Origin of the sequence: Citrobacter enshiensis, from assembly GCF_029338175.1 — a bacterium.
GTDB lineage: Bacteria > Pseudomonadota > Gammaproteobacteria > Enterobacterales > Enterobacteriaceae > Citrobacter_D > Citrobacter_D enshiensis.
On sequence record NZ_CP119862.1, the window covers coordinates 2,180,351 to 2,206,579 of the forward strand.

The 26,229-nt window shown below is 49.5% G+C and carries 27 protein-coding genes; 14 read left to right on the top strand and 13 right to left on the bottom strand.

Annotated features, from left to right (window positions below):
- Positions 1-46 precede the first annotated feature (46 nt).
- On the bottom strand, positions 47-889 hold the full coding sequence (purU, locus tag P2W74_RS10605) for a formyltetrahydrofolate deformylase (protein ID WP_276294893.1): 843 nt from the start codon (positions 887-889) through the stop codon (positions 47-49).
- 53 nt (positions 890-942) lie between these two features.
- Entirely contained in the window at positions 943-1,398 is a 456-nt protein-coding gene (locus tag P2W74_RS10610; RefSeq protein ID WP_276295170.1) for a YchJ family protein, read from the bottom strand.
- A gap of 112 nt (positions 1,399-1,510) precedes the next feature.
- On the opposite strand from P2W74_RS10610, the gene rssA reads away from it, so the two are divergent.
- The 3 genes from rssA to galU all read left to right on the top strand — a co-directional run bounded on the left by rssA (position 1,511) and on the right by galU (position 4,630).
- On the top strand, positions 1,511-2,416 hold the full coding sequence (rssA, locus tag P2W74_RS10615) for a patatin-like phospholipase RssA (protein ID WP_276295171.1): 906 nt from the start codon (positions 1,511-1,513) through the stop codon (positions 2,414-2,416).
- A gap of 90 nt (positions 2,417-2,506) precedes the next feature.
- Complete coding sequence (gene rssB / locus P2W74_RS10620; RefSeq protein WP_276294894.1) at positions 2,507-3,520, top strand: two-component system response regulator RssB; 1,014 nt, start codon at positions 2,507-2,509, stop codon at positions 3,518-3,520.
- Between the two features lie 201 nt (positions 3,521-3,721).
- Complete coding sequence (gene galU / locus P2W74_RS10625) at positions 3,722-4,630, top strand: UTP--glucose-1-phosphate uridylyltransferase GalU (RefSeq protein WP_192612419.1); 909 nt, start codon at positions 3,722-3,724, stop codon at positions 4,628-4,630.
- Positions 4,631-4,765: 135 nt separating this feature from the next.
- Here the strand turns inward: galU and hns are convergent, their stop codons facing one another.
- Positions 4,766-5,179, bottom strand: coding sequence for a histone-like nucleoid-structuring protein H-NS (hns, locus tag P2W74_RS10630; protein WP_192612418.1), 414 nt, complete (start codon positions 5,177-5,179; stop codon positions 4,766-4,768).
- An 880-nt stretch (positions 5,180-6,059) separates the two neighbouring features.
- On the opposite strand from hns, the gene tdk reads away from it, so the two are divergent.
- On the top strand, positions 6,060-6,677 hold the full coding sequence (gene tdk, locus P2W74_RS10635) for a thymidine kinase (protein WP_276294895.1): 618 nt from the start codon (positions 6,060-6,062) through the stop codon (positions 6,675-6,677).
- Between the two features lie 247 nt (positions 6,678-6,924).
- On the opposite strand, the gene adhE is transcribed toward tdk, so the two are convergent.
- Positions 6,925-9,603, bottom strand: coding sequence for a bifunctional acetaldehyde-CoA/alcohol dehydrogenase (gene adhE / locus P2W74_RS10640; RefSeq protein WP_276294896.1), 2,679 nt, complete (start codon positions 9,601-9,603; stop codon positions 6,925-6,927).
- 474 nt (positions 9,604-10,077) lie between these two features.
- On the opposite strand from adhE, the gene P2W74_RS10645 reads away from it, so the two are divergent.
- From P2W74_RS10645 to P2W74_RS10675, 7 genes are all read left to right on the top strand, one after another.
- A complete protein-coding gene (locus tag P2W74_RS10645; protein WP_276294897.1) occupies positions 10,078-10,725 on the top strand; it encodes a YchE family NAAT transporter in 648 nt (215 codons plus the stop codon).
- Positions 10,726-11,491: 766 nt separating this feature from the next.
- Positions 11,492-13,123: an oligopeptide ABC transporter substrate-binding protein OppA gene (gene oppA / locus P2W74_RS10650; protein ID WP_276294898.1), complete on the top strand. Its 1,632-nt coding sequence runs from the start codon at positions 11,492-11,494 to the stop codon at positions 13,121-13,123.
- A gap of 120 nt (positions 13,124-13,243) precedes the next feature.
- Complete coding sequence (gene oppB / locus P2W74_RS10655; RefSeq protein ID WP_203361007.1) at positions 13,244-14,164, top strand: oligopeptide ABC transporter permease OppB; 921 nt, start codon at positions 13,244-13,246, stop codon at positions 14,162-14,164.
- 14 nt (positions 14,165-14,178) lie between these two features.
- Complete coding sequence (gene oppC, locus P2W74_RS10660) at positions 14,179-15,087, top strand: oligopeptide ABC transporter permease OppC (protein ID WP_203361008.1); 909 nt, start codon at positions 14,179-14,181, stop codon at positions 15,085-15,087.
- A gap of 11 nt (positions 15,088-15,098) precedes the next feature.
- The gene (gene oppD, locus P2W74_RS10665; RefSeq protein ID WP_276294899.1) at positions 15,099-16,112 is read left to right on the top strand and encodes a murein tripeptide/oligopeptide ABC transporter ATP-binding protein OppD; all 1,014 of its coding nucleotides are present in this window, start codon (positions 15,099-15,101) and stop codon (positions 16,110-16,112) included.
- Positions 16,109-17,113, top strand: coding sequence for a murein tripeptide/oligopeptide ABC transporter ATP-binding protein OppF (gene oppF / locus P2W74_RS10670; protein WP_276294900.1), 1,005 nt, complete (start codon positions 16,109-16,111; stop codon positions 17,111-17,113). Before oppD ends, oppF begins: the two co-directional genes overlap by 4 nt.
- 47 nt (positions 17,114-17,160) lie before the next feature.
- Positions 17,161-17,997 (top strand): ion transporter, encoded by an 837-nt coding sequence (locus tag P2W74_RS10675; protein WP_276295172.1) that lies wholly within the window; start codon positions 17,161-17,163, stop codon positions 17,995-17,997.
- 32 nt (positions 17,998-18,029) lie between these two features.
- On the opposite strand, the gene P2W74_RS10680 is transcribed toward P2W74_RS10675, so the two are convergent.
- Positions 18,030-18,359 carry an HI1450 family dsDNA-mimic protein gene (locus P2W74_RS10680; RefSeq protein ID WP_162383145.1) on the bottom strand — a complete coding sequence of 110 codons (330 nt, stop codon included), beginning with the start codon at positions 18,357-18,359 and terminating at the stop codon, positions 18,030-18,032.
- Positions 18,360-18,393: 34 nt separating this feature from the next.
- Complete coding sequence (cls, locus tag P2W74_RS10685) at positions 18,394-19,854, bottom strand: cardiolipin synthase (protein ID WP_276294901.1); 1,461 nt, start codon at positions 19,852-19,854, stop codon at positions 18,394-18,396.
- 143 nt (positions 19,855-19,997) lie between these two features.
- On the opposite strand from cls, the gene P2W74_RS10690 reads away from it, so the two are divergent.
- A complete protein-coding gene (locus P2W74_RS10690; protein WP_276294902.1) occupies positions 19,998-20,171 on the top strand; it encodes a YciY family protein in 174 nt (57 codons plus the stop codon).
- Positions 20,172-20,227: 56 nt separating this feature from the next.
- On the opposite strand, the gene P2W74_RS10695 is transcribed toward P2W74_RS10690, so the two are convergent.
- Positions 20,228-20,524, bottom strand: a complete 297-nt coding sequence (locus tag P2W74_RS10695; RefSeq protein ID WP_181630875.1) for a YciI family protein — start codon at positions 20,522-20,524, stop codon at positions 20,228-20,230.
- Between the two features lie 214 nt (positions 20,525-20,738).
- On the opposite strand from P2W74_RS10695, the gene tonB reads away from it, so the two are divergent.
- The gene (tonB, locus tag P2W74_RS10700; protein ID WP_276294903.1) at positions 20,739-21,464 is read left to right on the top strand and encodes a TonB system transport protein TonB; all 726 of its coding nucleotides are present in this window, start codon (positions 20,739-20,741) and stop codon (positions 21,462-21,464) included.
- A 44-nt stretch (positions 21,465-21,508) separates the two neighbouring features.
- On the opposite strand, the gene yciA is transcribed toward tonB, so the two are convergent.
- The 4 genes from yciA to P2W74_RS10720 form a co-directional block, all read right to left on the bottom strand.
- Complete coding sequence (gene yciA, locus P2W74_RS10705) at positions 21,509-21,910, bottom strand: acyl-CoA thioester hydrolase YciA (RefSeq protein ID WP_276294904.1); 402 nt, start codon at positions 21,908-21,910, stop codon at positions 21,509-21,511.
- A 219-nt stretch (positions 21,911-22,129) separates the two neighbouring features.
- Positions 22,130-22,669: a septation protein A gene (locus P2W74_RS10710; RefSeq protein ID WP_276294905.1), complete on the bottom strand. Its 540-nt coding sequence runs from the start codon at positions 22,667-22,669 to the stop codon at positions 22,130-22,132.
- A gap of 54 nt (positions 22,670-22,723) precedes the next feature.
- Positions 22,724-23,467: a YciC family protein gene (locus P2W74_RS10715; protein WP_276294906.1), complete on the bottom strand. Its 744-nt coding sequence runs from the start codon at positions 23,465-23,467 to the stop codon at positions 22,724-22,726.
- 25 nt (positions 23,468-23,492) lie between these two features.
- The gene (locus P2W74_RS10720) at positions 23,493-23,897 is read right to left on the bottom strand and encodes a YkgJ family cysteine cluster protein (protein ID WP_276294907.1); all 405 of its coding nucleotides are present in this window, start codon (positions 23,895-23,897) and stop codon (positions 23,493-23,495) included.
- A gap of 282 nt (positions 23,898-24,179) precedes the next feature.
- Between P2W74_RS10720 and ompW the strand changes: the two genes are divergently transcribed.
- On the top strand, positions 24,180-24,818 hold the full coding sequence (ompW, locus tag P2W74_RS10725; RefSeq protein WP_276294908.1) for an outer membrane protein OmpW: 639 nt from the start codon (positions 24,180-24,182) through the stop codon (positions 24,816-24,818).
- Between the two features lie 45 nt (positions 24,819-24,863).
- Here the strand turns inward: ompW and P2W74_RS10730 are convergent, their stop codons facing one another.
- Complete coding sequence (locus tag P2W74_RS10730; RefSeq protein WP_276294909.1) at positions 24,864-25,991, bottom strand: phage integrase Arm DNA-binding domain-containing protein; 1,128 nt, start codon at positions 25,989-25,991, stop codon at positions 24,864-24,866.
- Positions 25,984-26,217, bottom strand: coding sequence for an excisionase (locus P2W74_RS10735; RefSeq protein ID WP_276294910.1), 234 nt, complete (start codon positions 26,215-26,217; stop codon positions 25,984-25,986). The genes P2W74_RS10730 and P2W74_RS10735 overlap by 8 nt, the downstream gene beginning before the upstream one ends.
- Positions 26,218-26,229 lie beyond the last annotated feature (12 nt).

Genomic DNA, 26,229 nt, shown 5'->3' on the forward strand with positions numbered 1-26,229 from the left:
TTTTACGCGTTAAGCCGTAAAGGTAACCAATTAATTTATCTGTCGATTAAAGAATAATCGTTCGGTTGCCATAAACAAACACGCGCTGAGCCAGCACCTGATACAGCGCGCGGCTTAATACGTTCTTCTCTACGTCGCGTCCGGCGCGCATCATGTCTTCTGCCGTGTAGGTGTGATCCACATGAATCACGTCCTGCATGATGATGGGACCTTCATCCAGATTGTCATTTACATAATGCGCGGTTGCGCCAATGATTTTGACGCCACGCTCATAGGCCTGGTGATAAGGTCGCGCGCCAATAAAGGCGGGCAGGAACGAATGATGAATGTTGATGATCTTATTCGGGAAACGTGAAACAAACTCAGCCGTCAAAACGCGCATATACTTCGCCAGCACCACATAGTCAGGTTGGTGCGCGTCAATGGCATCCGCCATTTTCTGATCGTGTTCCTCGCGCGTTAACCCCTCATGGCTCACCAACTCGAACGGGATCTCAAAACGTTCAACCAGCGAGCGCAACGTTTCGTGGTTGCCAATGACGGCGGCGATCTCAACATCCAGCCCACCATAGTTGGCTTTCATTAACAGGTCGCCCAGACAATGTGCTTCCTTGGTGACCAGAATAACAACGCGGCGACGTCCGGCCAGATTCAGTTCGCGAACGGAACCTTCCGGTAAGGCGCCGTCCAAATCGGCAAGCAGCGTGGAGTCATTAAAAATGCCTTCCAGTTCGGTGCGCATGAAAAAGCGACCGGTACGGTGGTCAACAAATTCATTGTTTTGCACAATATTTAATTCATGCTTGTAGCAAATGTTAGTGATACGCGCAATGAGGCCCTTTTGATCAGGGCAGATAGTACGCAAAACTTTTCGTTGTAGTGAATGCATTGCCTGGAAAATCCTGTTGAGAGTGTTTGCTGTTTCGTTGCTGTCAGATGTGTTTAACCACAGCACTTTTTGAATTTTTTACCTGACCCGCAAGGGCAGGGATCATTTCGACCAAACTGAGGACGTGTACCATCAATATAATACCATTGGCCGTTTTCTTTTAAGAAACGTGAGCGCTCAATGATGGCACCTGTTTTTCCTTGCTCGGAAAAGCGGGCTACGAAGCTCACATAGCCGGTATTGTCCGTTTCAGACCAACAATGTTCAAAAACGGTCAGACCCAGCCACTCCGTGTGGGCAAATCCTGCGCTGATATCGTCGCGAAACGCTGCCGCGCCACAGGAGGGATGCCAGGTTCTGATTAAATAATCTGCGTCTTTCATCACAAAAGCGCAGTAGCGAGAACGCATGAGTTGTGACGGATCGAGTGCAACTTGCTCGCCAGACACAACAGGGCGGCAACATAGGCTATACTCGACATCGCTGCCGCAGGGACAAAGCTGAGACACAATCATCTCCCTGGAATAAAAAAAACGGCGTACAAACGCCTGGGTGGCACTATGTTAACTGAGCCGTGGCGATGTTGCCATGTCTTGAAGCCATGGGAAGTCTTTCGTGACAATGAGAAAAATTAAAATAGGGCTGGCGCTAGGTTCCGGCGCAGCACGAGGGTGGTCCCATATCGGTGTTATCAAGGCGCTAAAGCACATGGGCATTGATATCGATATAGTCGCGGGATGCTCTATTGGGTCGCTTGTTGGCGCCGCTTATGCCTGTAATAAATTGACCGCGCTTGAGCAGTGGGTTTGCTCATTCAGCTACTGGGATGTTCTACGCCTGATGGATTTTTCCTGGCGCAGAGGCGGACTTTTGCGGGGTGAACGCGTATTCAATCAATACCGCGAGATCATGCCCGCCGACGATTTCGAACACTGTTCGCGCCGTTTTGGAACCATTGCAACCAATCTCAGCACTGGCCGGGAGTTGTGGTTTACTGAGGGCGATTTGCACCTGGCTGTGCGCGCTTCCTGCAGTATGCCTGGCCTGATGTCTCCGGTTTCACATAATGGTTACTGGCTGGTCGATGGCGCGGTGGTTAACCCCGTTCCTGTTTCTCTGACTCGCGCGATGGGGGCCGACATTGTCATTGCCGTCGACCTTCAGCACGATGCGCACCTCATGCAGCAAGACCTTCTCTCCTTAAATGTCAGCAATGACGATGATGACAGTGAGGATTCTCTTTCCTGGCATGCCCGTTTGAAAGAGCGCCTGAGCAACATGACCTCCCGACGCGTCGAAAGCGCGCCAACGGCCATGGAGATCATGACAACCTCTATTCAGGTTCTGGAAAACAGACTTAAGCGCAACCGAATGGCGGGCGACCCGCCGGATATTCTGATCCAGCCGTTTTGTCCGCAGATCTCCACACTGGACTTTCATCGTGCCAGTGCCGCCATTGCGGCAGGGCAGTTGGCGGTCGAGAAAAAGATGGACGAGCTTTTACCCTTGGTGCGTACCGACGTTTGACACACCTTTTATGAACACTTAAGCAAAATCTGACAGGCACGAGTGGCAATAGCATGCCACTATTGATTAAAGCCAGTCAGGGGAGAGAACATGACGCAGCCATTGGTCGGAAAACAGATTCTTATTGTTGAAGATGAGCCTGTTTTTCGCTCGCTTCTCGATTCCTGGTTTTCCTCATTGGGAGCGACGACAGCGGTAGCCGCAGACGGTCTGGATGCGCTGGAGTTACTCAGTGCGTTCACCCCCGACCTGATGATTTGCGACATCGCCATGCCGAGAATGAACGGACTCAAGCTGGTTGAGCATATGCGAAACCGTGGCGACCAGACGCCGATTCTGGTTATTTCTGCGACAGAAAATATGGCTGATATTGCTAAAGCGCTACGCCTTGGCGTTGAGGACGTGTTGCTTAAGCCAGTGAAAGATCTTAACCGTCTGAAGCAAGCTGTTTTCGCCTGCCTCTATCCCAATATGTTTAATTCCAGAGTAGAGGAAGAGGAACGTCTGTTTCGCGACTGGGATGCGCTGGTCGATAATCCACCGGCAGCGGCAAAATTACTGCAGGAACTACAGCCGCCGGTTCAGCAGGTTATTTCTCATTGTCGGATAAATTATCGTCAACTTGTTGCCGCCGACCAACCGGGCCTGGTGCTCGATATTGCGCCGTTATCTGACAGTGACCTGGCCTTTTATTGTCTCGATGTCACGCGTGCGGGCGATAATGGCGTATTGGCGGCATTGCTGCTGCGGGCGTTATTTAATGGTCTGTTGCAGGAACAGTTGGCGCATCAGGATCATCGCTTACCCGAATTAGGTACACTGCTCAAACAAGTTAATCATCTGCTACGGCAAGCCAATTTACCGGGACAGTTTCCGCTATTAGTCGGCTATTACCATAGTGGACTTAAAAATCTGACACTGGTCTCTGCCGGACTGAACGCGACGTTAAATACACAAACACATCAGGTTCAGATCAGTAATGGCGTTCCGTTAGGGACGTTAGGTAATACTTACCTAAACCAATTAAGCCAGCACTGTGAATCCTGGCAGTGTCAAATTTGGGGGGCGGGAGGACGGCTTCGCCTTATGTTGTCTGCAGAATGAGCAAACGAGAAGGCGGACTGAAATTGACATATCTGCTTTACTCCGTGGGTGCTACTATCTGCGCCAGGTTTTTGCGAATTTATCTTAATTATACGAACGCGCGTCCTTTTCGGAGTTGGGGTTTGTTCCACGACTGATATACTCGGATGCGATACAGATTGATGAACACGTTCAATACATGAACAGTCCAGGAGAATTTAAATGGCTGCCCTTAATACGAAAGTCAGAAAAGCCGTTATCCCGGTTGCGGGTTTAGGAACCAGGATGTTGCCGGCGACGAAAGCCATCCCGAAAGAGATGTTGCCGCTGGTTGATAAGCCATTAATTCAGTATGTCGTAAACGAATGTATTGCTGCTGGCATCACTGAAATTGTGCTGGTGACCCACTCTTCCAAAAATTCAATTGAAAACCATTTCGATACCAGTTTTGAGCTGGAAGCGATGCTGGAAAAACGCGTTAAGCGCCAGTTACTGGAAGAAGTGCAATCTATTTGCCCGCCGCATGTGACTATTATGCAGGTCCGTCAGGGGCTGGCGAAAGGTTTGGGCCATGCCGTATTGTGCGCGCATCCGGTGGTTGGCGATGAACCTGTTGCGGTCATTCTGCCGGACGTGATTCTGGATGAGTTTGAATCTGATTTGTCCCAGGATAACCTGGCTGAAATGATTCGTCGCTATGACGAAACCGGTAGCAGCCAGATCATGGTAGAGCCCGTTGCTGACGTTACCGCGTACGGCGTGGTCGATTGCAAGGGCGTAGAGTTAGCGCCGGGCGAGAGCGTGCCAATGGTCGGTGTTGTTGAAAAACCGAAAGCTGACGTTGCGCCGTCCAATCTGGCCGTTGTGGGACGTTATGTCCTGAGCGCTGATATTTGGCCACTGCTGGCGAAAACGCCTCCAGGTGCCGGGGATGAAATTCAGCTGACCGACGCGATTGATATGCTGATCGAAAAAGAGACGGTTGAAGCTTACCATATGAAAGGCAAAAGCCATGACTGCGGTAATAAATTAGGTTACATGCAGGCATTCGTTGAATATGGCATTCGCCATAATACGCTTGGTGCTGAATTTAAAGCATGGCTTGAAGAAGAAATGGGTATTAAGAAGTAAGCCAGACGGTATAAATCCCGACAAACGGCGCCGATCACCTCGCGCCGTTTTTTTTCGCCAGTAAGGTGAGAACTGACGAAGTACCCATAAAAAAAATCCCGCCATTGGCGGGATTTTAAGCAAACAGGTTACGAATTATTCCTGAATCAGGAAATCGTCCAGTTGTTTACCTTGTTCTTCCATTGCTTTTTTGATCACTGCCGGTGTACGACCCTGGCCAGTCCAGGTTTTAGTTTCACCGTTCTCGTCAACATAGCTATATTTAGCAGGACGAGCAGCACGCTTAGCTTTGGTGCCAGTTTTAACAGCAGCCATGCTATTCAGCAGTTCGTTCGGGTCAATACCGTCAGCGATCAGCATTTCACGATACTGTTGCAGTTTACGGGTACGCTCTTCAACTTCAGCAGCGGCAGCGCTTTCTTCTTCGCGGCGCTCGTTAACAACAACTTCTAATTTCTCCAGCATTTCTTCAAGCGTCTCAAGGGTACATTCTCTTGCCTGCGCACGAAGAGTACGGATGTTGTTCAGAATTTTAAGTGCTTCGCTCATTTTTGTAATCTCAAACTTATATTGGGGTGGTTTGTTGAGCTAATAATAGAGCGATAAATTCAGATGTGCAATAGCCAGTAATGTAAGGAATTCAAAATTGCCCTTTATTTACGACAGCCTTTAAATATCCGAACTTAAATTTTTCTTGAAGGGACGCACAAAAAAGAGCTTATTGGTTGCGATGTTACTCCGGGCAGGGGGCTAAACTTCAGCGATTAGAGTCACATTTTATCGTGTTGGAATAGTATCGCATTGCAGTAATTTCAACCTTTTGTATTAGTTTTGCTTACCGAATTCACCTATTACTTTGGGGTAGATATGAGGAACAGTAACAATAAGTACAGGGTTTAGATAATGAAGCGGATGTTAAGTAAAGTTGATGAATGTCTAAAGCACAAATTGTAAAGGTGGCGTATAACCTAAATAATTCGGGTTACAGGAAGTCAACGGCGTGCGTCAAATTCGTCAGAATGAATCTTAACAACCAGAGGTTGGCTCGGATGAGCGGTGTCTTACTCATTCATCCCCAGACGCTGAATTCAGTATGCTCTAGGAGATACTGGCATTGTCGATTTACGCATCGAGAACGCTCTCCTGGGTGGGGTATTGCTGACGAACAGGTAACCTGACGTATGATGGGTATATCGTTGGGCAATGTTTGTTAGCGCTTATATATACCTCAATTTATTCACCTGCTGCATGTCGACAACACGGAAAGTCGCGTGAGACCAATATCTGTACGTGCCTGCAATGAATGTGGGCAGCCATCCGAACAAGACTGTGACGTCAGGCGGGTATGCAACGCCTGACGCCGACAGGCTCGAAAATTATGATAGAATCCCCCGGATTTTTATTTCTCTCAGGTGAGGGCCTGCGGTTAATGGCACAGCTATATTTCTACTATTCGGCAATGAATGCGGGTAAGTCGACTGCATTGCTGCAATCTTCATACAATTACCAGGAAAGAGGGATGCGTTCCGTCGTATATACGGCGGAAATTGATGACCGCTACGGTGCCGGAAAAGTCAGCTCACGTATTGGGCTTTCCTCACCCGCAAAGTTGTTTAACCAGAATTCATCATTGTTTGAAGAGATTCGTGCGGAGAATGCGCAACAGCCAATACACTGCGTGCTGGTTGATGAGTGTCAGTTTCTGACCCGCCAGCAGGTCTACGAATTATCAGAGGTCGTTGACCAACTTGATATTCCGGTTCTGTGTTATGGATTACGTACTGATTTTCGTGGTGAGTTGTTTGGCGGTAGCCAATACCTGCTTGCCTGGTCGGACAAACTGGTGGAATTAAAAACCATCTGTTTTTGTGGCCGTAAAGCGAGCATGGTTTTACGCCTTGATCAGGCAGGCAGACCTTATAATGAAGGTGAGCAGGTGGTTATTGGCGGCAATGAACGCTACGTCTCCGTGTGTCGTAAGCATTACAAAGAAGCGCTTGAAGTAGGGTCTTTGACCTCTATTCAGGAAAAGCATCGCTACGACTAATGCGGGCCCCCTGTACGCGATGAAACAAACAGGGTAGGTCGTTGGCTATCACAAGTCACTTCTGCCCTGAAACCTCTTCTGTCGTTGTTCCCTGACATTCCTCAGAAAGATCCTGCGCAGTGCTCGTACATGACGGTATCTGTCTTCATGCGCGTTGTGCATCTGGCTACCATGGATAAAAAATCGACATAAAAAAACGGTCCCAGAGGGACCGTTTTAGGTATTTGCTAATACTTACGTGAGTAAATTAAGCAGATTTTTTCGCTTTTTTGTCAGCTTTTGGTGCTGCAGCAACGTCTTTCTTCGCTACAGTGTCACCTTCGCTGAATTCACGACCGTAGAAGGTATCCATCAGAATCTGTTTCAGTTCAGAGATCAGCGGGTAACGCGGGTTAGCGCCAGTACACTGGTCATCGAACGCATCTTCAGACAGTTTGTCCACGTTAGCCAGGAAGTCAGCTTCCTGCACGCCCGCTTCACGGATGGACTTAGGAATACCCAGTTCAGCTTTCAGGCTTTCCAGCCATGCCAGCAGTTTTTCAATTTTCGCTGCGGTACGGTCGCCTGGAGCACTGAGACCCAGGTGATCGGCGATTTCAGCATAACGACGACGAGCCTGCGGACGGTCGTACTGGCTGAATGCCGTCTGTTTGGTCGGGTTGTCGTTTGCGTTGTAACGAATAACGTTACAGATCAGCAGGGCGTTCGCCAGACCGTGAGGAATGTGGAACTGAGAACCCAGTTTATGCGCCATGGAGTGACATACACCCAGGAAGGCGTTAGCAAACGCGATACCGGCGATAGTCGCTGCACTGTGTACACGCTCGCGCGCTACCGGGTTTTTAGCCCCTTCATTGTAGGACGCCGGCAGGTTATCTTTCAGCAGTTTCAGCGCCTGCAGAGCCTGACCGTCAGAGAACTCAGAAGCCAGTACAGAAACGTAAGCTTCCAGAGCGTGAGTAACGGCATCCAGACCACCGAACGCACACAGAGACTTAGGCATTTCCATAACCAGGTTGGCATCAACAATTGCCATGTCCGGAGTCAGCGCGTAGTCAGCCAGCGGATATTTCTGACCAGTCGCGTCGTCGGTTACAACCGCAAACGGGGTAACTTCAGAACCGGTACCGGAGGTAGTGGTGACAGCGACCATTTTCGCTTTCACGCCCATTTTCGGGAACTTGTAGATACGTTTACGGATATCCATAAAGCGCAGCGCCAGTTCTTCGAAGTGAGTTTCCGGATGCTCGTACATGACCCACATAATTTTCGCGGCGTCCATCGGGGAACCACCACCCAGAGCGATAATAACGTCTGGTTTGAAGGAGTTAGCCAGTTCAGCACCTTTGCGAACAACACTCAGCGTTGGGTCAGCTTCAACTTCAAAGAACACTTCAGTTTCAACGCCTGCGGCTTTCAGAACAGAGGTGATCTGGTCAGCATAGCCGTTGTTGAACAGGAAGCGGTCAGTTACGATCAGCGCACGTTTGTGACCATCGGTAATCACTTCATCCAGTGCGATTGGCAGTGAGCCACGACGGAAGTAGATAGATTTCGGAAGTTTGTGCCACAACATGTTTTCAGCTCGCTTAGCAACGGTTTTCTTGTTGATCAGGTGTTTCGGACCAACGTTTTCAGAGATGGAGTTACCACCCCAGGAACCACAACCCAGAGTCAGGGAAGGCGCGAGTTTAAAGTTGTACAGGTCACCGATACCACCCTGAGAAGCCGGGGTGTTGATCAGGATACGCGCGGTTTTCATCATCTGACCGAAGTAGTTGACGCGATCCTGCTGGTTGTCCTGGTCAGTGTACAGGCAAGAGGTGTGACCGATACCGCCCATGGCGACCAGTTTCTCTGCTTTAAGTACGGCATCTTCGAAATCTTTAGCGCGGTACATTGCCAGCGTAGGAGACAGTTTTTCGTGAGCAAACGGCTCGCTTTCGTCAACAACTTTCACTTCGCCGATCAGAATCTTGGTGGTTTCTGGTACGGTGAAGCCTGCCAGTTCAGCGATTTTGTACGCTGGCTGACCAACAATCGCTGCGTTCAGCGCGCCATTTTTCAGGATGATGTCCTGAACGGCTTTCAGCTCTTTGCCCTGCAGCATGTAGCCGCCGTGGGTAGCGAAACGTTCACGAACTGCATCGTATACGGAGTCAACAACAACAACGGACTGTTCAGAAGCACAGATTACGCCGTTATCGAAGGTTTTAGACATCAGTACGGAAGCCACCGCACGTTTGATATCGGCCGTTTCGTCGATAACAACTGGCGTGTTGCCTGCGCCTACGCCGATAGCCGGTTTACCCGAGCTGTACGCAGCCTTAACCATGCCCGGACCACCGGTAGCAAGGATCAGGTTGATGTCCGGGTGGTGCATCAATGCGTTTGACAGTTCTACGGAAGGTTGATCGATCCAGCCGATCAGATCTTTCGGTGCCCCTGCAGCGATAGCAGCCTGCAAAACGATGTCGGCAGCTTTGTTTGTTGCATCTTTAGCACGCGGGTGCGGAGAGAAGATGATGGCGTTACGGGTCTTCAGGCTGATCAACGATTTGAAGATCGCCGTAGACGTCGGGTTAGTGGTCGGAACGATACCACAGATGATACCAATCGGTTCAGCAATGGTGATAGTCCCGAAGGTGTGGTCTTCATCCAGCACACCACAAGTCTTTTCATCTTTATAGGCGTTATAGATGTATTCAGAAGCGAAGTGGTTTTTAATCACTTTATCTTCGATGATACCCATGCCGGATTCGGCAACGGCCATCTTGGCGAGAGGAATTCGAGCATCTGCAGCGGCCAGAGCGGCGGCGCGGAAGATTTTGTCAACCTGTTCTTGAGTGAAACTGGCATATTCACGCTGGGCTTTTTTTACGCGCTCTACAAGTGCGTTAAGTTCAGCGACATTAGTAACAGCCATAATGCTCTCCTGATAATGTTAAACTTTTTTAGTAAATCATCTGCTCGATACGAGAGTATAGACAGATCGACGAAAGTTTGTAGAAAAGTCTGAAAATCAAACGGTTACTTAACGTCCATTTTGCTCTGATTTACTAAAAGAGCTCATGCGTTAGCGCTAACAAATTCTAACGCGTGCTTCCAGGTGGCGTAAGCAAGATTACTCACTTCTGAGTAGTTATTACGTGATCAAGATCAAATTTACGCAAAGCTGACACCTTTCAGCAGGCCCTTTTAGCAATTTACATTAAGTGTTGGTGAATTGTTGTGGTGAATGATGGTTACATTAGCATAATCCACACATATTAATAACACTGGAGAATATAGAGAGATTACGCAGATTTGAGGTGAAGTATGCTGCTAAAAGGCGTATCTTCAGCGCGGTTTTACCATTATTGACGACTAACTTCATACGGCTAACGCTTCGGAGCTAACCGTGATCCAAACGTTATTTGACTTTCCTGTTTACTTTAAATTTTTCATCGGGTTATTTGCGCTGGTTAACCCGGTTGGGATTATTCCTGTCTTTATCAGTATGACCAGCTACCAAACGGCGGCGGCGCGCAATAAGACAAACCTGACCGCTAACTTGTCGGTCGCCATCATTTTGTGGACTTCACTCTTCCTGGGTGACGGCATTTTGCAGCTTTTCGGTATTTCGATTGATTCGTTCAGGATCGCGGGTGGGATTCTGGTTGTCACGATTGCGATGTCGATGATCAGCGGGAAACTGGGCGAAGATAAGCAGAACACACAGGAAAAATCAGAAACCGCAATACGCGAAAACATCGGTGTTGTGCCGCTGGCGTTACCCTTAATGGCCGGTCCGGGTGCCATCAGTTCGACGATAGTCTGGGGTACGCGATATAACAACATTATGCACCTGGTGGGTTTTTTCGTTGCTATTGCCATCTTTGCTCTGTGCTGTTGGGGCTTATTCCGTATGGCGCCGTGGCTGGTGCGGTTGCTGGGACAAACCGGCATTAACGTCATTACACGTATAATGGGCCTGTTGCTGATGGCGTTGGGCATTGAGTTCATCGTGACAGGGCTTAAAGCCATTTTCCCAGGTCTCCTCAGCTGACACACCTTTCATATAGACGGAGTCAATAATTGGCTCCGTTTCCTTCACAGTATCAGTAAAAGCGCTCACTTACGTTGAAAATTAACGCGAAAAAAGAATCAACATAGCGATATTTTTAATTTGCTTTCCTGTTGATTTAGCGGAAGTTTATTCAATTTTGATGTTTTAAAGTCACGCGTCTCGCTGTTATTTTATTTACATCATACTAAGGGGCTTGATGAAGGATTATCGAAATGTTATTAGTTATTTCAGCGCCATGCCAGATGAATGTGCTAAATAATGACCATTTGTTAAATTTATGTGTATTTTGACCTCTGCGCGATGCCTGGGTCGGTAGACGGTGGTGTATCTAAGATAACCTATTGATGAAAGTGATTTTTTTATGAGAATTATTCTCTCAAATGATGTCTTCAGGTTGGCGTATTTTTTCTACAAAAGAGAATTGGTTAACAAATCTGTAAATTGTATTGGCGGTTAAGAAACGCATTTGGTACTTTCCGGCCAGATATTTTCAGAAGATCTCACGTTGTTGAGAACTATTGTCAATAAAATGATTTACAGAATAAAAGCGCGTCTCTGACAGGGGAGGCGTAGACGGAATCGACGTAAGGCGATCATTCGAATCGTCAAAATAAATAAAGTCGGTGATAGCAACGTAGTAAACGAACTGACAGCAGCAAAATCTCCGGTGCTGTACAGAAACCCTAACGGGATTAAACAGGCTGGTTAAAAAGCCAGTAATTATAATGAGTGGAGTACAAACACAATGTCTAACATCACAAAAAAAAGTTTAGTAGCTGCGGGGATTTTAACTGCGCTAGTCGCTGGAAACGTTGCAATGGCTGCGGACGTACCGGCCGGCGTTCAACTCTCCGATACGCAAACGCTGGTGCGCAATAATGGTTCCGAAGTTCAGTCTCTCGACCCGCACAAAATTGAAGGCGTTCCGGAGTCGAACGTTAGTCGCGATCTGTTTGAAGGTTTATTGGTCAGCGATGTCGAAGGACATCCGTCAGCAGGTGTGGCGGAAAAATGGGAAAACAAAGATTTTAAAGTCTGGACGTTCCATCTGCGTAAAAATGCAAAATGGTCAGACGGCACGCCGGTTACCGCACACGACTTTGTTTATAGCTGGCAACGTCTCGCAAACCCGAATACCGCATCACCTTATGCAAGTTATCTCCAGTACGGTCATATCGCGAATATTGACGACATTATCGCGGGTAAAAAACCATCAACCGATCTCGGCGTAAAAGCGATTGATGATAATACGTTCGAAGTCACCCTGAGCGAGCCGGTTCCTTATTTCTATAAACTGCTGGTTCACCCATCCGTTTCTCCAGTACCTAAAGCCGCCGTCGAAAAATTCGGTGAGAAGTGGACTCAGCCCGCCAATATTGTCACCAATGGTGCGTACAAACTTAAAAATTGGGTGGTGAACGAGCGTATCGTGCTTGAGCGCAATACCAATTATTGGGATAACGACAAGACCGTCATTAATCAGGTCACCTATCTGCCAATCTCTTCTGAAGTCACTGACGTTAACCGCTATCGCAGCGGCGAAATCGACATGACCTACAACAACATGCCGATTGAATTATTCCAGAAGCTGAAGAAAGAGATCCCGGATGAAGTCCGCGTCGATCCTTACCTGTGTACTTACTATTACGAAATCAATAACCAGAAAGCGCCGTTTAATGATGTTCGCGTTCGTACCGCGCTGAAAATGGCGCTGGATCGCGACATCATTGTCAACAAAGTGAAAAATCAGGGCGATTTACCAGCTTATAGCTACACCCCTCCGTACACCGATGGCGCGAAACTGGTTGAGCCGGAGTGGTTTAAGTGGTCACAAGAAAAACGTAACGAAGAAGCGAAAAAACTGTTGGCCGAAGCTGGCTTCACCGCAGACAAGCCGTTGACGTTCGATCTGCTTTACAACACCTCCGATCTGCATAAAAAGCTGGCGATCGCAGTGGCTTCCATCTGGAAGAAAAATCTGGGCGCCAACGTGAAGCTGGAAAACCAGGAATGGAAAACGTTCCTCGACACGCGTCATCAGGGAACCTTTGATGTGGCACGTGCTGGCTGGTGTGCGGATTATAATGAACCGACATCCTTCCTGAATACCATGTTGTCAAACAGTTCAAACAACACCGCTCACTATAAGAGCCCTGCGTTTGACAAACTGATTGGCGACACGCTGAAGGTCACTGAAGAAGCGCAGCGTACCGAGCTGTACACGAAAGCAGAGCAGCAACTTGATAAAGACTCTGCAATTGTACCGGTTTATTATTACGTTAACGCGCGCCTGGTGAAACCCTGGGTAGGCGGTTACACCGGTAAAGACCCGATGGATAATATCTACGTTAAAAACTTGTATATTATCAAGCATTAATGGCAAAACGTGGGGCGAACGAGTTTTGCCCCACAGTGTCTTTTTTTCATCGCACTATAAACACCTCACCTGATTCGTTTGATACAGAGGTGTAAAGGCACACGCCAGAAGGTACGGGCAATGTTGAAATTTATTTTACGTCGCTGTCTGGAAGCGATTCCAACACTCTTCATTCTTATCACGATTTCATTCTTTATGATGCGCCTTGCGCCGGGAAGTCCTTTCACCGGTGAACGCGCGCTGCCGCCAGAGGTTCTGGCGAATATTGAAGCGAAATATCATCTGAATGACCCCATCAGCACGCAGTACTTCAGCTATCTGAAGCAGTTGGCGCACGGTGATTTTGGGCCTTCTTTCAAATACAAAGATTACACGGTCAACGATCTGGTCGCTTCAAGCTTCCCGGTGTCCGCAAAACTGGGGGCCGCCGCCTTTCTCCTTGCGGTGATTCTCGGCGTAAGCGCAGGGGTCATTGCAGCGCTTAACCAGAACACGCGCTGGGATTACACGGTGATGGGGGTGGCTATGACCGGGGTGGTTATCCCCAGCTTTGTCGTAGCACCCTTATTGGTCATGATATTTGCTATCACGCTCAAATGGCTGCCCGGCGGAGGCTGGAACGGCGGGGCGTTGAAATTTATGATTTTGCCCATGGTGGCGCTGTCACTTGCCTATATCGCCAGTATCGCCCGTATTACTCGTGGCTCGATGATTGAAGTGCTGCACTCCAACTTTATTCGTACCGCCCGGGCTAAAGGGTTGCCGATGCGACGGATTATTTTCCGTCACGCGTTAAAACCCGCGTTGTTGCCTGTTCTGTCTTATATGGGACCGGCGTTTGTCGGCATTATCACGGGCTCGATGGTCATTGAGACAATCTATGGTTTGCCGGGGATCGGCCAGCTATTCGTTAACGGGGCATTGAACCGTGACTATTCGCTGGTGCTGAGTCTGACCATTCTTGTGGGGGCGCTTACCATTGTGTTTAACGCCATCGTCGATGTGCTGTACGCCGTCATCGATCCGAAGATTCGTTACTGATACTGGAGCTCGCTATGATGTTAAGTAAGAAAAACAGCGAGACGCTGGAAAATTTCAGTGAAAAGCTGGAGGTCGAGGGCCGCAGCCTTTGGCAGGACGCCCGTCGTCGTTTTATGCACAACCGTGCGGCGGTGGCCAGTCTCGTGGTTCTGGTGATCATCGCGTTGTTTGTCGCGCTGGCGCCGATGCTGTCGCAGTTTACCTATTTCGATACGGACTGGGGCATGATGTCGAGTGCGCCAGATAGGGAGTCGGGGCACTATTTCGGCACGGACTCTTCCGGACGCGATCTGTTGGTGCGCGTGGCGATTGGTGGGCGTATTTCGCTGATGGTTGGGATCGCCGCTGCGCTGGTGGCGGTGATCGTGGGGACGTTATACGGCTCGTTATCGGGTTATCTTGGCGGCAAAATTGACTCAGTCATGATGCGCTTGCTTGAGATCCTCAACTCCTTTCCGTTCATGTTCTTCGTGATTTTGCTGGTGACCTTCTTTGGGCAAAATATCCTGCTGATTTTTGTGGCGATCGGGATGGTGTCCTGGTTGGATATGGCGCGTATTGTTCGGGGTCAGACATTAAGCCTGAAGCGTAAAGAGTTTATTGAAGCGGCTCAGGTTGGCGGTGTTTCCACGGGCAGTATCGTCATTCGTCATATCGTCCCTAACGTTCTGGGTGTGGTGGTGGTGTATGCCTCACTGCTGGTGCCGAGCATGATCCTGTTCGAATCCTTCCTGAGTTTCCTCGGGTTAGGTACCCAAGAGCCGTTGAGCAGTTGGGGGGCCTTGTTGAGCGATGGCGCCAACTCAATGGAAGTTTCACCGTGGCTACTGCTCTTCCCGGCAGGTTTCCTTGTGGTGACGTTATTCTGTTTTAACTTTATTGGCGATGGCCTGCGTGATGCCCTCGACCCGAAAGACCGTTAAGGAGTGCAGCCATGAGTGTAATTGAAACCTCAACCGCGCCGCTCGCGCAGCAACAGGCTAACGCACTGCTGAACGTGACAGATCTTCGAGTAACATTTAGTACTCCAGACGGTGATGTCACCGCGGTTAACGATTTAAATTTTTCGCTTCGTGCAGGGGAAACGTTAGGGATTGTCGGTGAGTCAGGTTCTGGCAAATCACAGACGGCGTTTGCGTTGATGGGGCTGCTGGCGGCAAATGGACACATTGGCGGTTCTGCGAAATTTAATGGGCGCGAAATACTGAACTTACCCGAGCGCGAGCTAAACAAGCTGCGTGCTGAACAAATTTCAATGATTTTTCAGGACCCGATGACCTCACTGAACCCGTATATGCGGGTCGGGGAGCAGTTAATGGAAGTCCTGATGCTGCATAAAGGGATGAGTAAAGCCGAGGCATTTGAAGAGTCTGTGAAAATGCTGGATGCGGTAAAAATGCCGGAAGCGCGTAAGCGCATGAAAATGTTCCCGCATGAGTTTTCTGGTGGTATGCGCCAGCGCGTCATGATCGCGATGGCGTTGCTTTGCCGTCCTAAGTTACTGATTGCCGATGAACCTACCACGGCGCTTGACGTCACTGTTCAGGCGCAGATTATGACGCTGCTGAATGAACTTAAACGTGAATTTAACACCGCCATTATCATGATCACGCATGACCTCGGCGTGGTGGCTGGGATTTGCGATAAAGTTCTGGTGATGTACGCGGGCCGTACCATGGAATATGGAAATGCACGCGACGTGTTTTATCAACCCGTTCATCCGTATTCAATCGGGTTGCTCAACGCCGTACCGCGTCTGGATGCGGAAGGGGAGTCGATGTTGACGATCCCTGGCAACCCACCGAACCTGCTGCGTTTGCCAAAAGGCTGTCCATTCCAGCCTCGCTGCCCTCATGCGATGGAAATATGCAGCAATGCGCCTCCTCTTGAGGAATTTAGCCCTGGCCGTCTGCGCGCCTGCTTCAAAGCGGTGGAGGATCTGGTATGAACGCGGTGACTGAACAACGAAAAGTGCTTCTCGAAATTGCCGATCTCAAAGTGCATTTTGACATCAAAGACGGCAAGCAATGGTTCTGGCAACCGGCACAAACCCTGAAGGCGGTTGATGGTGTGACGCTGCGACTGTATGAAGGGGAAACGCTGGGTGTCGTGGGAGAATCTGGCTGCGGAAAATCGACCTTCGCGAGGGCGATTATCGGTCTGGTGAAAGCCACCGACGGCAGAGTGGCCTGGTTGGGCAAAGATCTGCTGGGAATGAAGCCGGAAGAATGGCGCGCGGTGCGTAGCGATATTCAGATGATTTTCCAGGACCCACTGGCCTCGTTGAATCCGCGTATGACGATTGGGGAAATTATCGCCGAACCTCTGCGCACCTATCATCCCAAACTGTCGCGTCAGGACGTCCGTGACCGTGTGAAGGCGATGATGATGAAGGTAGGGCTTCTGCCAAACCTGATCAACCGCTATCCGCACGAGTTTTCAGGCGGGCAATGCCAGCGTATTGGTATTGCGCGGGCGCTGATCCTTGAGCCTAAACTGATTATTTGTGATGAGCCGGTTTCCGCGCTGGATGTCTCCATTCAGGCTCAGGTGGTTAATCTACTGCAGCAATTACAGCGTGAAATGGGGCTGTCGCTGATTTTCATCGCCCACGATTTGGCGGTGGTTAAACATATCTCCGATCGCGTTCTGGTGATGTATCTGGGTCATGCTGTGGAACTGGGCACCTATGACGAGGTGTACCATAATCCTCTGCATCCCTACACCAAAGCGTTAATGTCGGCAGTGCCGATCCCGGATCCGGATCTGGAAAAGAACAAAACCATTCAACTGCTGGAAGGGGAGTTGCCGTCGCCAATCAATCCTCCGTCAGGCTGCGTATTTCGCACCCGTTGCCCTATTGCCGGGCCTGAATGTGCTAAAACGCGGCCGGTGCTGGAGGGCAGTTTCCGACATGCTGTTTCCTGCCTGAAAGTAGACCCGTTATAATCGTGAGGGCTGACATGATGTCAGCCCTTATAAATTGCGAGGTCACTGTGTCGCGCTACTTCTCTTCAGTTCGTAGACGTCTTTATCATCTCTTATTCGATCTGAATACACGTTCTGGTCGCCGCTTTGAAGGGATATGCGGTCTGTTCGCGCTGCTTAGCGTCTTAATTATCTTTATTGAATCAGGTCTGGGGACGCAATATCACCTGACGTATAGCGAATGGCACACGTTTGTCTGGCTGGAGTTATTCGTGACGCTGGTCTTCACCTGCGAATATCTTCTGAGGTTATTGACCTGGCCGAATCCGGCGAAATACGTCTTCAGCTTCTGGGGGTTTATTGATTTAGCCACCATCCTTCCCCTGTATGTCATGTGGCTATGGCCGGAGATCAGTCTCAATTATGTTTTTGCCTGGCGGGCAATGCGGGCGATTCGTGTCCTGCGGATCCTGAAACTGTTGCGTTTCATGCCCTCGTTGCGGGTGTTCTGGAGCGCAATCATTAGCGCGCGTCATCAGTTGATTCTGTTTTATTCGTTTATTGCCATCGTGATGATTATTTTTGGTGCGCTGATGTATCTGATTGAAGGGCCAAAATATGGGTTCACGACACTGAATGCGTCGGTGTACTGGGCGATCGTTACGGTGACAACGGTGGGCTATGGTGATATTACGCCGCATACCCCGTTGGGGCGTATTGTGGCATCGGTGCTTATTTTAATTGGCTATTCCGTTATTGCGATTCCGACGGGTTTAATTACCACGCACATGAGTACGGCGTTTCTGAAACGTAATCAGCAGCGGAAATGCCCGTCCTGTCAGCAGGGGCAGCACGAATACAGCGCACAGTACTGTAACCGTTGTGGGAGTAAGCTTCCGGAGTAGATGAAAAAAAAGCCGCGTTAGCGGCTTTTAACTTACTCGCGCCAGAGAATATGGCAGAGTTTGTGATCTTTCTCGCGACAGAGCAGCACGCGGGCAAAGATGTCGTTAATTTCACCGTCTTCACTGTCTGCCAGGCCAATCACCACTTCGGCAAAAAAGTCAGGATTCAGGTCAAAATCGACATGCTCCTGCCAGTCTTCCGCCGGATCAAACAGTTCTGCGCCGCCGCGTTCTTCGAACTGAAGATTGAACAGAATAATGTCTGCCGGGTCGAGGTTATCCGCGGCCAGCTCAAGAAAAATATCGTAAGCCTGCTCAAGGGTTTCATCCTCAGTCAGGCGATTGTTCAGATCCATATCCATAATGACTACCTGTTTATCGTCGCTTGCGCACGTTTTACAGCAACGGGCTGAAGAAGTAAAACAGTCGCTCGGTGATTCGTTGCCACACGGGGCGTTTTACCCACAACCGCGCATCAAGCAGGCGTGAACGCGAGATATAATCATCCTGAACGGCGGCGAGATCGCCGCCGAATCCCGCGTCATCAATCACCAACGTTATCTCAAAGTTGAGCCATAAACTGCGCATATCCAGATTGACGGTGCCGACCAGACTCAGTTCGCCGTCAACCAGCACGCTTTTGGTGTGTAACAGTCCCCCTTCAAACTGGTAAATTTTGACCCCGGCAGCCAGCAGTTCGCTGAAAAAGGCACGGCTCGCCCAGCCGACCAGCACTGAATCATTTTTACGTGGAAGAATGATACTGACATCCACCCCGCGTTGCGCTGCGGTGCAAATCGCATGCAACAGATCGTCGCTGGGGACGAAGTACGGGGTGGTCATAATCAAATATTCGCGGGCAGAGTAGGCGGCTGTCAGCAACGCCTGGTGGATCAGGTCTTCAGGGAAGCCCGGTCCGGACGCGATAGTGTGAATGGTGTGTCCGCTGGCCTCTTCAAACGGCATGATATTCGCGTCAGGCGGAGGAGGCAGAATACGTTTACCAGTCTCAATCTCCCAGTCGCAGGAGTAGACGATACCCATCGCCGTCGCGACAGGACCTTCCATTCTGGCCATCAAATCGACCCATTGCCCGACGCCCGCATCCTGTTTGAAAAAACGCGGATCGACCATATTCATGCTGCCGGTATACGCGATGTAATTGTCGATCATCACCATTTTACGATGCTGGCGTAAATCCATACGGCGTAAAAAGACACGCATCAGATTAACTTTGAGCGCTTCGACAACCTCAATGCCTGCATTACGCATCATTGCCGCCCACGGGCTGCGAAAGAAGGCGACGCTGCCAGCGGAATCCAGCATCAGGCGGCAGTGAATACCGCGGCGGGCAGCGGCCATCAAAGACTCCGCGACCTGATCGGCCATCCCGCCGGGCTGCCAGATATAGAACACCATCTCAATATTATGGCGTGCGAGTTGGATATCGCGGATCAGCGCCTGCATAACATCATCGGAATCGGTCAGCAGTTGCAGTTGGTTTCCCTTCACGCCCGCAATTCCCTGACGACGCTCACAAAGTTTAAACAATGATGAAGCAACGCTACTGTTTTCCTGCGCGAAGATATGTTTGCAGGCCTTGAGATCGTTTAGCCATTTGGCGGTCGACGGCCACATGGCTCTGGCGCGTTCGGCCCGACGTTTCCCCAGATGGAGTTCACCAAACGAGAGATAAGCAATAATCCCTACCAGCGGCAGAATATAGATAATCAGTAGCCACGCCATCGCGGAAGGAACTGCACGTCGTTTCATCAGAATGCGCAACGTCACGCCGGCAATCAGAACCCAGTATCCGAGAATGACCAGCCAACTCACCACTGTGTAGAAGGTTGTCATAACATTAAAAATCCTTTTGAAAGCGTATTGTTATGAGTTTACGCATCAGGATTCATCTGGCAAATAAAAACACGGGAAAAGCGCTGGTCTGAGTTTGGTGAGGGCGTATAATGCTCGCCTCCAGCACTGTAAGAGTCGTTAACATGAAACGTAGTAGAACGGAAGTGGGACGCTGGCGTATGTTACGTCAGGCTAGCCGCCGTAAAGCGCGTTGGCTTGAAGGGCAGTCGCGTCGCAATATGCGTATCCACTCAATCAGAAAGTGCGTTCTCAATCAACAACGTAACTCGTTGCTGTTTGCGATCCACAGCATCTGATTAAAATAAGGGCACCGTATTCGGTGCCCAACGACTTCAGTGGTGTCCAGCCGGACTCAAAATACTTTTTTATAGGGCTTGACGGAAACCTGTGCGTAGACACCCGCGGCAACATAAGGGTCCGCTTCTGCCCACGATTGCGCAGCTTCCAGAGATTCAAATTCAGCAATGACCGTCGAGCCGGTAAAACCAGCCGCACCAGGATCGTTGCTGTCAACGGCAGGCATAGGACCCGCCGTGAGCAGGCGGCCTTCATCGTGTAGAAGTTGCAGACGCGCCAGATGTGCGGGGCGAACCGAAAGGCGCTTTTCGAGAGAGTCGGCGATATCCTGAGCGTAGATGACATACAGCACGGGTAGAACTCCTTAATAGGTAAAAGTCGTTAATTACGTTATTGGAAAGGACTCTCAACTGCAACGCAAAGATGACGGCTTTGTTAATGCGCACATTTTACAGGGCTTTTTTAGGATAATATTGCGTTTTAAATGCACCTCATTGTGATGTCTTATTGAATATGATTGCTATTTGCATTTAAAATCAGGGCCTGGTTTTTTAACTGAAACGATTATGACTTCAATGACCCTTGATCTACCTCGTCGCTTTCCCTGGCCGACGTTACTTTCCGTTGGCGTTCATGGTGCTGTAGTGGCGGGACTGCTGTATACCTCGGTACATCAGGTTATTGAACTGCCTGCGCCTGCGCAGCCGATCTCCGTCACCATGGTCGCGCCTGCCGATCTTGAGCCACCCCAGGCTGTTCAGCCGCCGCCACAACCTGTTGTTGAGCCTGAACCCGAGCCTGAGCCGATCCCGGAACCGCCAAAAGAAGCGCCGGTAGTGATTGAGAAACCGAAGCCAAAACCGAAACCCAAACCTAAACCGGTGAAGAAGGTTCAGGAGCAGCCGAAACGTGATGTGAAGCCGGTTGAGTCGCGTCCGTTGACGCCGTCTGAAAACACCGCGCCTGCGCGTCCGACGACCAGTACCGCACCCACTACCAGCAAACCTGTGGTCAGTGCGCCTGCGGGCCCTCGAGCCCTGAGCCGTAATCAACCACAGTATCCACCGCGTGCGCAAGCGTTGCGTATCGAAGGGCGGGTGAAGGTGAAATTCAACGTGACGTCCGACGGACGTGTTGACGATGTTGAAATACTCTCAGCACAACCGGCGAACATGTTTGAGCGGGAAGTGAAAAACGCGATGCGCAAATGGCGCTATGAAGCCGGGAAGCCAGGTAACGGGTTGGTGGTGAATATTGTTTTCCGCCTCAATGGCACAACGCAGATTGAATAAGCGTCATGATGAATAAAAAAGCCTCCACATCCGGAGGCTTTTTTTTACTTCTGACCTGGCAGAGCGCGGGGTTTACCGTCTTTGTCTACCGCAACATAAATAAACAGCGCTTCAGTCGCTTTATAACGCTGCCCAATAGGCTCAGAGGCCACCTTTTTAACCCACACTTCGATGTTGATGCTGACGGAGGTTGTGCCGCGTTTTACACAGCGAGCGTAACAGCACACCACATCGCCCACCGCGACAGGGCGTAAAAACGTCATTCCCTCGACGCGCACGGTCACCACGCGGCCATGGGCAATTTCTTTGGCCTGAATGGCACCGCCAATATCCATTTGCGACATCAGCCAGCCGCCAAAAATATCGCCATTGGCATTCGTATCAGCAGGCATGGCCAGCGTGCGTAAAACAAGTTCGCCCTGGGGGACATTATTCGTTGTTGTCATTGTAGAACCGACTATAGAAAAAAATTACAGGCGCGATGCTACTATGATTTGCAGATTGAGAACAGAGGAGATACGCCGCACACCGCGGGTGTCCCGGCAGTCAGAAGGAAAAGGTGACATTTCCACCATCGCTTTATGATTCATGCAATCTGTGCAGCGGAATCCGGGGAATAACGCAGAAAAGAGCAGCGCCAGAGGAAAGGTCTGGCGCTGGAGAGATTACGATTTGTCTTCCTGGGGCAGATGGCGGTAAATATAAACGCCGCTCAACAGGGTGAAAATCAACGTCAACGCGGTCAGGCCAAAGACTTTAAAATTGACCCAAATATTTTGCGGTAGCCAGAACGCGATGTAGATATTCGCAAGGCCACACAGGATGAAAAAGACCGCCCACGCCAGATTTAACTTCGACCACACAGGTTGAGGGAGCGTAAGCTCTTTCCCAAGCATGCGCTGAATCAATGGCTTTTTCATAATCCACTGGCTTACCAGCAGTGCGCCTGCAAACAGGCCATAAATCACCGTCACCTTCCATTTAATAAATTCATCGTTATGGAAGAAAATGGTCAGGCCGCCAAACACCGCAACCAGAATAAAGGTAATCAACGCCATCTTCTCAACCTTACGATAGCGTACCCAACTGTAAATCAGGACAACTGCGGTGGCGACGATCAGGGCTGAGGTTGCCGCATAGATGTCATACATCTTGTAAAACGCGAAAAAGACAACCAGCGGTAAAAAATCAAGAAACTGCTTCATTCTTCGATTCCGTAATTAAAATGCATCGGCCGGAAAGCACCGACGCACACAGGGTTATTGGCGAATCAACATATACAGGCGGAATAAATAGATGAGCAAAACAGCAGAGATCAAATTGCTCAGCGTATTCGCCACCACTGCGCCCACGTTCGGGGTCAGTACAGCAAAGTTAGGTGCAAAGAGCAGAAGCAGCGTTTTTGCCAGCAACCAACCGATCACCGCAGGCGCGACCAATCGCATATTAGACCACACAAGACGCATGCTGTTGCGCATTGCTGCAAAAACACCCATTTTGTCCTGAACCAGCATGACAGGCGCAAGTGCGAGGAGGATGGCCACAAGAATACCGGGAACCACCACCAGCATGATACCTACCTGCACCAGCAGCGTCGTCAGGAAAATCAGAATAAACAGCTTAGGCAAAACAGGGGCGCTGGCGCCAATGGCGCGTAATGCACTTACCCGATGACCGGCCGAAATCAATTGAATCATCAGCAATACGCCACCTGCCAGAATGGCATTGCCAATGAGACCTGAAAACGTCGAGGCGGCAGAAGCACGTAACAAGATTTGCTGCTGTTCCGGCGTCATGTTTTGCACCAGGTCGAACAATCCGACGCTATTCGCCAGATGATCGCCTTCGCTGAGTTGCGCAATTTGCGCGTCGCTGGGGGAAAAGGCATGACCTAAAACCACCGTGATAAACGCGCACAGCAACGATACCAGTAAGATGGTAACAAATTGATTACGGAAAAAATTCCCCGTGTCACGGTATACGGACTTCGCCGTGATAGACATGCACTCTCCTTGAGTTCTGCAGGTGTTAATTAGCGGGCAATTGTACCCTGGATAACCCGTGAGTGGCAGCATCAAGGCTTGTATGGAAAAGCATATCTTTGTAAAGCGGAGGTAATCCGTATCGGGCGCGAGCGCGGTTACAGGCTTCGTTGACCTCGCCATCTTCACCTGACATGGCAAATTCCCGGCAGGAGGAGGGGCGGTTTTCATAGATAGTACAGCTGACATTGTCTCCGGGCGAACCGGACAGCGCGGCACAGCGGGACTGTTTTTGGTTGGTGCCCGCCATACAACGGAGAAAGGGACTCACCGGTTCCGTCAGATGAACCGGGACAGGGCCGCCGGCATCACTGGCTTCTGCCCAATAAAAAGAGACACGAAAAAACGCACAACAGGCACCGCACGTCATGCACGGGTTGAGATCGCTCATGATTTCACCTGCAACAAGATAACGCATCAATTCAATTGTGAGAAAGCTAAATTAGCCCTCTGTTTCAGGAAGGGCAAGAGGGAAGCATCTGAATATTTTCAGTGCGAAAATATATCAAAATTGATTTGAATCACTTTAACCAGGATTTTGAATGCAAGTTCTAAATTAATCTGGATCAATAAATGTTAAATTACAAGATGTAATGTGATCCGTGTTAGATCACTTTTTACTCCATTGTAGGTATATTCGTCACGCTTTTATAACCATAACGATGGAGCGAATATGAAAAAATTAACAGTGGCGGCGTTGGCAGTAAGTACTCTTCTCTCTGGCGGGGTCTATGCGCATGAAGCGGGTGAGTTCTTCATTCGTGCGGGTTCGGCAACCGTTCGCCCGACCGAAGGGGCGGGGGGTACGTTAGGCAGCCTGGGCGGATTTGATGTTAGCAACAATACGCAACTTGGCCTGACCTTCACCTATATGGCAACGGACAATATCGGTATCGAATTGCTGGGCGCGACGCCGTTCCGTCATAAGATTGGAACCTCATCAACCGGTGATATCGCTACCGTTCACCATTTGCCGCCGACATTAATGGCTCAGTGGTACTTTGGCGACGCCAGCAGCAAACTGCGTCCGTACGTCGGGGCCGGTATTAACTACACCACCTTCTTCGACACGGGTTTTAACGACAAAGGAAAAGAGACCGGATTGTCTGACCTGAGCCTGAAAGACTCCTGGGGCGCTGCGGGACAAGTGGGTATGGATTATCTGATCGACCGTGACTGGCTGATCAACATGTCGGTTTGGTACATGGATATCGACACGACCGCGAACTATAAACTTGGCGGCGCTCAGCAGCATGACAGCGTTCGCCTCGATCCGTGGGTGTTTATGTTCTCTGCGGGCTATCGTTTTTAAGTTCTTCTGCAAAACCCCAGCAAAACTCCTCTGCAAAACTGGTCATTAAATGACCAGTTTTTTCCATTCTTTTCCACGCGTATCGTTGTAATGATCGGTCATTACTTTACTGCTATGGCCCAACAATATTTGTGTGTCGATACCTTGCTCTCTGAATATCCTTTCAGCCAAAGAACGCTGCTCATGGAAAGAGGGTGGAGTGCCTTTGCTTGACCAGTCGTAGTCGACTGAGTCACGTGTTTTTCTGAAGGCACCAGTTAGAGATGCTGGTTTTACCATTCCACCTCTTTTGCCTTTCCCTTTATCGTGGTGATGATGTAGTAAATACGGGCTAAGTATCCTGTCCCGGCACTGAGCGATCACATCTTCAAGAGAAATGTTTAACTTGTTACAACGTAACTTTATAGGTATCGCGATTTTGGCGCCTGTCTTACTTTGTTCAATAAAGAGGTGACCATCTCTGACATCTGAAAATTTCATATTACAAATATCGGCCAACCGCTGTCCTGTAATGATGGCCAGCAGCATCCCTTTCTGCAGAAAGTAATTTTCTTTTTCGGCTGCCTGGTAGATCATCAGCCATTCTTCGAACGTCAGTCGTTGTCTCGAGACACGGACCTGAGGTTTTTTTGTAGCCTCAGCTGGATTAAATCCTGCCGGCACTTCTCCTACCTGCTGTGCTTCTTTAAAAACATCAGACAGCACTTTGCGTACAATTTGTGCCATCCGTAGTTGGCCTTTATTCTTGTAGTCCTCGAGGATCCCAACTATATCTTTAACCGTTATGCTGTCGATTACCCGCATGCCAAGATGACTTTCAAAAACGTTAAGCGGGGCGTTTTTCTGCTTAAGCGTATTGAGTTTTATCTCTCCAGTTTCGTAACGCTGGTCCTGCAACTTTCGGTACCGAACAATCCATTCGCTTACCGTCGTAGACAGCCCACACCGTTTATTAATTTCTTCTCTGATTTTAAATGTGTGCCGCATTTGTCTTTCTGCGAGTCGGCTATTTGCTTCGACAGCTATTTCTTTAGCAACTTGCTCATCTGTTCCCAAACCATGAAATTTACCGGTTACAGGGTGCTTATACCTCCAGTACACCCTGTTGGTCCTCGAATCCAGGTAACATGACAATCCGGGAATGGTCACGTTGTGTTTTCGAGGTCTAGCCATCTTCTAAAATCCTTCTGAGTAATGGGTGATCTTGATTTTTAATTACTGGTTCTGTTGTGAGTCCAGTAAATCGTGCATTAGTCTCAACGCGCCAGCTTTTCCCAACACGGCAAGGGAGAGGAAAGATCATCCCGTTTTTTGCGTATTTGTTGAGTGTGGACCTGCTCGGAACCGGGTCACCGAACTCTGATCTCGCCCATTCAGAGAGTAAAATCAGTCTGGACATTTTTCCCCCAGA

What these genes read in the sequence shown, in the direction of transcription:
- P2W74_RS10715 (WP_276294906.1), bottom strand. Translation starts at nt 23,467, where the DNA reads ATGTCTATCACGGCGAAGTCCGTATACCGTGACACGGGGAATTTTTTC.
- galU (WP_192612419.1), top strand. Translation starts at nt 3,722, where the DNA reads ATGGCTGCCCTTAATACGAAAGTCAGAAAAGCCGTTATCCCGGTTGCG.
- ompW (WP_276294908.1), top strand. Translation starts at nt 24,180, where the DNA reads ATGAAAAAATTAACAGTGGCGGCGTTGGCAGTAAGTACTCTTCTCTCT.
- tdk (WP_276294895.1), top strand. Translation starts at nt 6,060, where the DNA reads ATGGCACAGCTATATTTCTACTATTCGGCAATGAATGCGGGTAAGTCG.
- oppA (WP_276294898.1), top strand. Translation starts at nt 11,492, where the DNA reads ATGTCTAACATCACAAAAAAAAGTTTAGTAGCTGCGGGGATTTTAACT.
- oppF (WP_276294900.1), top strand. Translation starts at nt 16,109, where the DNA reads ATGAACGCGGTGACTGAACAACGAAAAGTGCTTCTCGAAATTGCCGAT.
- oppD (WP_276294899.1), top strand. Translation starts at nt 15,099, where the DNA reads ATGAGTGTAATTGAAACCTCAACCGCGCCGCTCGCGCAGCAACAGGCT.
- oppC (WP_203361008.1), top strand. Translation starts at nt 14,179, where the DNA reads ATGATGTTAAGTAAGAAAAACAGCGAGACGCTGGAAAATTTCAGTGAA.
- yciA (WP_276294904.1), bottom strand. Translation starts at nt 21,910, where the DNA reads ATGACAACAACGAATAATGTCCCCCAGGGCGAACTTGTTTTACGCACG.
- P2W74_RS10735 (WP_276294910.1), bottom strand. Translation starts at nt 26,217, where the DNA reads ATGTCCAGACTGATTTTACTCTCTGAATGGGCGAGATCAGAGTTCGGT.
- rssA (WP_276295171.1), top strand. Translation starts at nt 1,511, where the DNA reads ATGAGAAAAATTAAAATAGGGCTGGCGCTAGGTTCCGGCGCAGCACGA.
- P2W74_RS10710 (WP_276294905.1), bottom strand. Translation starts at nt 22,669, where the DNA reads ATGAAGCAGTTTCTTGATTTTTTACCGCTGGTTGTCTTTTTCGCGTTT.
- P2W74_RS10730 (WP_276294909.1), bottom strand. Translation starts at nt 25,991, where the DNA reads ATGGCTAGACCTCGAAAACACAACGTGACCATTCCCGGATTGTCATGT.
- P2W74_RS10690 (WP_276294902.1), top strand. Translation starts at nt 19,998, where the DNA reads ATGAAACGTAGTAGAACGGAAGTGGGACGCTGGCGTATGTTACGTCAG.
- oppB (WP_203361007.1), top strand. Translation starts at nt 13,244, where the DNA reads ATGTTGAAATTTATTTTACGTCGCTGTCTGGAAGCGATTCCAACACTC.
- rssB (WP_276294894.1), top strand. Translation starts at nt 2,507, where the DNA reads ATGACGCAGCCATTGGTCGGAAAACAGATTCTTATTGTTGAAGATGAG.
- purU (WP_276294893.1), bottom strand. Translation starts at nt 889, where the DNA reads ATGCATTCACTACAACGAAAAGTTTTGCGTACTATCTGCCCTGATCAA.
- tonB (WP_276294903.1), top strand. Translation starts at nt 20,739, where the DNA reads ATGACTTCAATGACCCTTGATCTACCTCGTCGCTTTCCCTGGCCGACG.
- P2W74_RS10720 (WP_276294907.1), bottom strand. Translation starts at nt 23,897, where the DNA reads ATGAGCGATCTCAACCCGTGCATGACGTGCGGTGCCTGTTGTGCGTTT.
- hns (WP_192612418.1), bottom strand. Translation starts at nt 5,179, where the DNA reads ATGAGCGAAGCACTTAAAATTCTGAACAACATCCGTACTCTTCGTGCG.
- cls (WP_276294901.1), bottom strand. Translation starts at nt 19,854, where the DNA reads ATGACAACCTTCTACACAGTGGTGAGTTGGCTGGTCATTCTCGGATAC.
- P2W74_RS10680 (WP_162383145.1), bottom strand. Translation starts at nt 18,359, where the DNA reads ATGGATATGGATCTGAACAATCGCCTGACTGAGGATGAAACCCTTGAG.
- adhE (WP_276294896.1), bottom strand. Translation starts at nt 9,603, where the DNA reads ATGGCTGTTACTAATGTCGCTGAACTTAACGCACTTGTAGAGCGCGTA.